Source organism: Streptomyces sp. URMC 126 (assembly GCF_051386555.1).
GTDB lineage: Bacteria > Actinomycetota > Actinomycetes > Streptomycetales > Streptomycetaceae > Streptomyces.
Window position 1 is genome coordinate 1 of sequence record NZ_JBPQTX010000517.1, and the last position, 2,961, is coordinate 2,961.

General features: G+C 78.9%; 2 protein-coding genes. One reads left to right on the top strand and one right to left on the bottom strand.

Translation table 11 applies throughout. The features are described from left to right. A partial coding sequence (locus ACSNOK_RS32160; RefSeq protein WP_436784323.1) for an asparagine synthase-related protein occupies positions 1-1,374 on the top strand: 1,374 nt, incomplete at its 5' end. Between the two features lie 629 nt (positions 1,375-2,003). Here ACSNOK_RS32160 and ACSNOK_RS32165 read toward each other — a convergent pair. Beyond that, a partial coding sequence (locus tag ACSNOK_RS32165; protein ID WP_436784324.1) for an NPCBM/NEW2 domain-containing protein occupies positions 2,004-2,961 on the bottom strand: 958 nt, incomplete at its 5' end.

The following is a 2,961-nucleotide window of genomic DNA, read 5'->3' on the forward strand; positions in this document are numbered from 1 at the left end:
GGCATGGGCCCCGCCTTCCGCCGCGCCGCCCGCGGCGGCCCCGCCCCCGGCATCGGCGCCGACCTCTCCGGAGGCAGCGCCTCCGCCACCCTGGCGCTGCTCGCCGCCGGCCTCCCCGGCGCACCCGGCACCCCCATCGGCCACGGCACCGGCGCGGGCGAGCGGCTGCTCGTCGTCACCTTCAACGACCTGGTGGCCGACCGCGGCGGCGCCCGCGAGGCGGAACTCGAACGCGCCCGGGCGCTCGCCGCCGACCCGCGCCTGCACCACGTCGTCGTCGCCGCGGGCGAGGAAGCCCTGCCCTACGCCGACCTGCTCGACGGCCCGCTCACCGACGAACCCTCACCCGCCCTCGTCACCGCGGCCCGCCACCGCCACCGGCTCGCGGCCGGCAGCGCCGACCACTTCACCGGACACGGCGCCCGCCAGGTGCTCGACGCCCACCCGGCCCGCCTCGCCGACCTCCTGCTGGGCCGCCGGCGCCGCCACCTCCTCCGCCCGGTCTCCGCCCTGGCTCGCGCGGACGGCCCGGCGGCACGGGTCGGATTCTCGGCCTCCGTCCCCTTCACCGTCTACCGGGCGGCCCGCCGCCTCGCCCGCACCTCCTACCGGGAGGGCCTGGAAGGCGCGGCGGCCCGCTTCCTGGCACCCGACTTCGCCACGGCCGAACACCTCACCGGCGCGACCGGCGCCGTGGACGCCTCCCTCGCCGCCCTCACCTGGTGCCGCCCCGGCCCCGCCGCCCGCTGGCTCACCGGCGCGGCGCTCGCGGAGGTGTCCGTCCGCCTCCAGGCCGCCGCCGTCCGGCCGACCGGAGCCGCACAGCGCCCAGGCGAACGACGGGCCGCCGCCGCCCTCGCCCGGCACGCGGCGGACCACCGCCTCCTCGAACAGGCCGCGGAGATCCGCGGCCAGCGCCTGCACGCGCCCTTCCTCGACAACCAGGTCGTCCGGGCCTGCCGCGCGCTCCCTCAAGCACTCCGCGTACAACCCGGGGCGCGCGCCACCATCCTGCGCTCCGTCCTCGCGGGGGCGGGCATCCGCGAACTGCCGCCCGGCTGGGGCGCGCCCACCCACGCGGCCCACGCGGCGGCGGCCCGCGCGGGCCTGCGCGCGTACGCCGCCCTCCTCCTCCGCCTCTTCGACGCGCCACTGCTCGCGGACGCGGGCCTCATCGAGGCGGGCGCCGTCCGCGACGCCCTGGGCGCCGCGGCGGAGGGGGCGGCCCTGCCCTTGGACGGTCTCGCCGAACTGATCGCCACGGAGGTATGGCTCCGCCGCCTGCTCGCCCGCCGCGGCACCTGCTGGACGGGCCCGGCGGCACCACGGATGCGGGCGGTGGCGGGGGGAGTGGTACCGCGGCCGAGCCTTTAGCGGGGGCGGTCCCCGCTAAAGGCTCCACCGCCGTCCGGCCGGACCGGCCGCCGGATCGGCGCTTACGCCGCGAGTTGGCCGGGCCAACGGTGTGGCGAGGCGCGAGGCCGGCTGTGCGAGCGGACGCGTTGACCTGCGGCTGGTGAGCGCCGGAGCGCCGGGGCCGCTGCCGGGATGACGGCCGTGGAGACGTCGCCCGCGCCGCGAGCGCTGCTCCGACGACCTCCGCGCCCTGGACCGCCGGATGGTGTCCGACTGCGGGTCCGCGCCGCCCGCTCGTCGGCGCGGTGGTGCGGTGCTGCGAGAAGTCCCGCCAGGGTAGGTGCGGGGGCGTCGGCGTGAGCATGGCCGACCGGTCGTGCTGAGCCGGAGGGCGTCCCGCGCCGGCGCGCGACGGGACCGGATACGCCACCGAAAGCCGGTGCAGCGGACGTCACATCGCCGACGAGCACCGCTTCTCTGCCGCCACGAGTGCCGCCGACTGCCCTGACCGGTCCGCCGGACGCCCGGAGCACGGTCGGTGAGCCACCCGCGGGCGAGGCCGCCGCGCACCGCAACCGCCAAAAACGCACACGCATCGGCCCGGCCGACGCCCGGCCCGAACGTCCGGCACCCGGCCGGAGACAGCGCTAGCAGGTGATACGCGCCGCCGCCCAGTCCGCGATCGCCAGTTCGGGAGCGGCCGGGGCGAGAGCCGTCCACCGGGGCGTCGGCGGCAAGGCGCCGCCCGACCGGCCGCCCGGCCACCGGCCCCACCACCGGCCCGGTTCCCGGTCCGCCGCCCCGGCCGCTTCCTCCGGCGTCCGCGCCGCACCCTCGGCCGGCGCCACCGGCCGGACTTCGAGCCGCAGCGACCGGCGGCCGGTCAGCGACGCATGGACGGGCACCGCCGGACCGTCCCCGCGGACCACGCCCGACCGCCACACGGGCTCCCCGTCCGCCAGTACCGCGAACCGCAGCGACGGGCGCCCCAGCGACAGATCGTCCACGCCCACCACCGCGTCGAAGGCGGTGCAGGAGCGGTTCAGGTCGATGGCGACGGACGACGTCGGGCCGACGCTCACACCGTGGCGGTAGGTGACGCCGCCGATCCGCAGGCCGTCCCGCTGCCACACCAGGCTGCCTTCGTCGATCCGCACGCGCGGCTCGTACGCGTCCCCGAGCACATCGAAGTCCAGCGCGTCGAGCGAGTAGACGGCGCGGACGGGCGGTGTGGACGGCGGGGTGGGCGACGGTTTTCGCGACGGTGGCGCGGGCGGCGGGACGGGCCGGGACGGGGACGCGGAGGGGGAGGGCGTCCGCCGGACCGGCGACGGCGTCGGTGTCGGACGCGGTGTGGGCGCCGCCGATGGGTGGACTGGAGCGGCCGCCGCGTGTTCCGCCGTCACCTCGGGCGGCGCCGGGAGGTGGGCCGGCGGAGACGGCTTGGGCGGGTGGGACGGTACGACGGGCGGTGCCGAGCGCAGGGCCCGCTGCTTGCCGGGCGGTTCGGCGGACCCGCCCGCCAGGACGCAGGCGAGGGCCACACCCGCGGCCACGACCGCCGCCCCCACCCCGATCGCCACTTTCGCGGGCGCCCCCAAGCCC